Source organism: Burkholderia sp. LMG 13014, from assembly GCF_905232215.1.
Classification (GTDB): Bacteria; Pseudomonadota; Gammaproteobacteria; order Burkholderiales; family Burkholderiaceae; genus Burkholderia.
This window is the reverse complement of the sequence record NZ_CAJNKE010000617.1, coordinates 1-3,386: the sequence shown is the minus strand read 5'-3', so window position 1 is coordinate 3,386 and position 3,386 is coordinate 1. Positions and strand designations below refer to the sequence as shown.

Annotated in this window: 2 protein-coding genes and 1 pseudogene; 1 reads left to right on the top strand and 2 read right to left on the bottom strand. The window is 65.7% G+C overall.

What is annotated here, in order from left to right:
* The coding region (locus tag JYJ84_RS31950; protein ID WP_205189950.1) for a LysR family transcriptional regulator at positions 1-566 on the bottom strand (566 nt) is incomplete at its 3' end.
* Between the two features lie 756 nt (positions 567-1,322).
* Here JYJ84_RS31950 and JYJ84_RS31945 point away from each other — a divergent pair.
* Positions 1,323-2,534, top strand: a complete 1,212-nt coding sequence (locus tag JYJ84_RS31945) for an alanine--glyoxylate aminotransferase family protein (RefSeq protein ID WP_122944602.1) — start codon at positions 1,323-1,325, stop codon at positions 2,532-2,534.
* 27 nt (positions 2,535-2,561) lie between these two features.
* Here the strand turns inward: JYJ84_RS31945 and JYJ84_RS31940 are convergent.
* A pseudogene (locus tag JYJ84_RS31940) lies at positions 2,562-3,374 on the bottom strand (helix-turn-helix domain-containing protein); the annotation flags it as partial.
* Between the last annotated feature and the right edge of the window lie 12 nt (positions 3,375-3,386).

Sequence of the window (3,386 nt, the reverse complement as noted above, 5' to 3'; positions counted from 1 at the left end):
TGGCCCGGCAGGTCGTCGGGCAGGCGCGGCTCGCCGCGTCGCTCGAGATAGGCCGGCGCCGCGACCGCGACGAACGGGTTCGGGGCGAGTGCATGGCCGATCAGCGTCGGGTTGCCGTCGAGCCGGTTGCCCGTGACGATGCCGACGTCGTAACCCGAATCGAGCACGTCGAGCGGCCCTTCGGCGACGGTCAGCTGCACGCGCAACTCGGGGTAGCGGTGCCGGAAGCTGCTGACGAGCGGCGTCAGCGCAAGCGGCGACAGCAGGCCCGATGCGACGACGCGCAGCGTGCCGGCCGGTTCGCGCACGGCATGCGCGACGGACGATTCGAGGTGGTCGAATTCCTCGAGCAGCGCGCGGCACCCGTCGAGGTAGCGCACGCCGGCCTCGGTGAGCGACAGGTTGCGCGTGGTGCGGTGGATCAGCCGTGTGTTCAGGTGGCCCTCGAGCATCGCGATCGAACGCGTGACGAGTGCATTGGACACGCCGAGATGGTGCGCCGCGCGCCGGAAGCTCTGCTGCTCGGCGACGCAGACGAATACACGCATGGTCTGAATCTGGTTCATGGCTTGCGTATTTCTGGCCCGGTTGATTGATTATGGTTGTGGTTTTTCGTCGCGCAACCCAGAAAGCGCATCGCGCGACACCCAGTTCTCCCTCGTATCGAAAAATCGCTTTTTTCGATTCCGCAGACGATTGTTCAATACGGAAGCGATATCCGTCAACCTGAGAAAAGGGGCGGGTTGCGGAAAATCGAAATCGGGGGTAACGCGTTAAACCCGGCGCTGTCTCGCGTGCCTGCCGTTCAAAGACGGCAGGGTATTCGAATAAGCATGGTGTCTGCGAATATTTCCAATATTAATCAATAGGTTGCAATAAATTCTGGTGGGCTTGTTCCGGTATTGACGGGAAGCGGGCCCCAATACATGCCAGAATAATAGATGTTTTTCGTCCGTGCCCGGATTTTTCGTATCGGATTCCGTGCCGCGATTTTTAGCATGGATTCGGTCTATTTCGTTCGATACAAAGTTGCGTTGAACCGGCGGTCTCGGCGAATCGCGGTGTTATTGACGAAGTAAATCGTGTGCTTGCCGCACGAATGGAACCGTTTCACAACCTGGCCGGCAATCCTTTTTCAATCCGGATGACTGGCCGTGCGATCCGCGCACGGCCGGCTGGCCCGGTTCGGCGACCGGGCCAGCGTCGTGCTGTCCGGTCGCGCGTGCCTCTTGCGCGAGGCGGCGGAACGCGGAATGATCGATCAGTTCGCCATGTCGTGCGGCGGGCGCCCGTGCACTTCCTTTCCTCACTTTTTACCAGCCATGTCCATCGATTACTCGCCGATTCCCTGTCCCGTCGTCGTGCCGCTCGACGCGATCCTGCCCGAAGAACCGCTGCTGATGATGGGGGCCGGCCCGGTTCCGATCCCGGCCGCCGTCGCGAAGGCGAACACGATCGTGATCAACCACCTCGGCGCGACGATGGCGAAGATCATCGAGCAAGTGAAGGAGATGGCGCGCTACGTGTTCCAGACCCGCACGAAGTGGGTGCTCGGCGTTGCGGGCCCCGGTTCGGCCGCCATGGAAATGGCGATCTCGAACCTCGCTTGGCGCGGGACGCGCGTGCTGTCGATCCGCAACGGCTTCTTCAGTGCGCGGATGGCCGAGATGGCCACGCGCGTCGGCGCCGACGTTTCGACGCTCGAAGTGGCCGACCGCGCGGTCGCGAGTCTCGACGAGATCGCCGACGCGATCGCCCGCGAGCGGCCCGAGATCGTCACGATCGTGCAGGGCGAGACGTCGAACACCGTGTGGAACCGCGACCTGCGCGACATCGCGGCGCTCGCGAAGGCGGCCGGTGCGCTGGTGGTCGTCGATGCGGTGTGCACGCTGTCGACGATGCCGCTCGAAATGGACGCGTGGGGCATCGATGCGGTGATCACCGGCGGGCAGAAGGGGCTGTCGTCGATCCCGGGCGTGTCGCTGATCGCGTTCTCCGACGCCGCCTGGAACCGGATGAAGCAGCGCCCCGAGCCGAATGCGCACTGGTGCCTCGACATGGCGCTCGCGGAAAACTTCTGGCACAACGCGGGCTATCACTACACGGCGCCGGTGTCGGGCGTGCTCGCGCTGCACGAGGCGCTGCGGCTCGTCTGCGCGGAAACGCTCGAAAGCCGCTTCGCGCGCCACCTGCGCTGCTCGCTCGCGCTGCAGGCGGGCGTCGAGGCGATGGGGCTCAAGCTTTACGCGCCGAAAGACTGCCGGCTCAATTCGGTGGTCGGGATCGAGACGCCTGAGGGGCTTACGCCCGGGATGGTCTGCGGCCATATCTCGAAGCAGTACCAGGTCGAGATTTCGGGCTCGTTCGGGTTGCCGATCGTGCGGATCGGCCAGATGGGCGAGCAGTGCCGCGAACACAACCTGTTCCGCACGCTGCACGCGTTCGGCCGCACGATGGTCGACCTGAAGGTGCCGGTCGATCTGCCGGCCGGTGTCGCGGCGCTCGAACAGGAACTGTCGCGGCGCGGCGCATAAGCCGCGAAACGAGGAGAGGGGCCGCGCTCAGCGGCCCTGCATCGCGCGCCGGTACGTAATCGGCGTCGTGCCGTGCGCGTCGCGAAAGCGATGGCTGAAGTGGCCGGCGTTCGCATAGCCGCAGTCGGCGGCGATCTGCGCGAGCGGCAGCGCCGTCGTGCGCAGCAACTCGCGCGCGCGCGCCAGGCGTTGCTCGGCCACCCACGCGTGCGGCGCGCGGCCGAACGACAGCCGGAACATCCGCGAGAAGTGGTATTCGGACAGCGCGGCGACGTCGGCGAGTTCGCCGAGCGTCAGCGGTTGCGTCAGGTAGGTGTCGATGTAGTCGCGCACGCGGCGGCGCACGGCCGGCGCGAGCCCGCCGCGGAACGACGTGTCGGTGCGCGTCGTGCTCTGTCCGCGCAGCAGCAGGCTCAGCACCTCGTGCGCGGTCTCGTTCACGCGCAGCCGTTCGTCGGCATCGTCCCAGCCGTCGAGTGCCAGCGAACGCAGCAGCGTGGCGACGCGCGCATCCTCGAAGTAAGTGCGGTCGGCGAGCTTCAGCTCGCGCGGCTCGCGGTCGAGTTCGCGGATCGCGCGCTGCGTGAAGTGTTCGGGCAGGAAATACAGGTGGATGAAGTGCATCTCGCCGCGCACCCACCAGCGCGACTCATGGTCGCCCGGCAGCGCGCACAGCAGGCTCGGCGCGCCGTAGCGCGGCACGCGCTGGCGTTCCGTCCGGTAGCCGCCGTCGAGGTAGCACGACAAAGTATGGTGGCCGGGCTGTTCGTAGACCGTCTCGCTTTCGTCGGTGATCCGCGTCCATTCGGCGATCGCGAGATGGTCGCCGAGCCAACCGAACCCACTAGACTA

Coding starts and splice junctions, on each gene's coding strand:
- JYJ84_RS31945 (WP_122944602.1), top strand. CDS start 1,323: ATGTCCATCGATTACTCGCCGATTCCCTGTCCCGTCGTCGTGCCGCTC.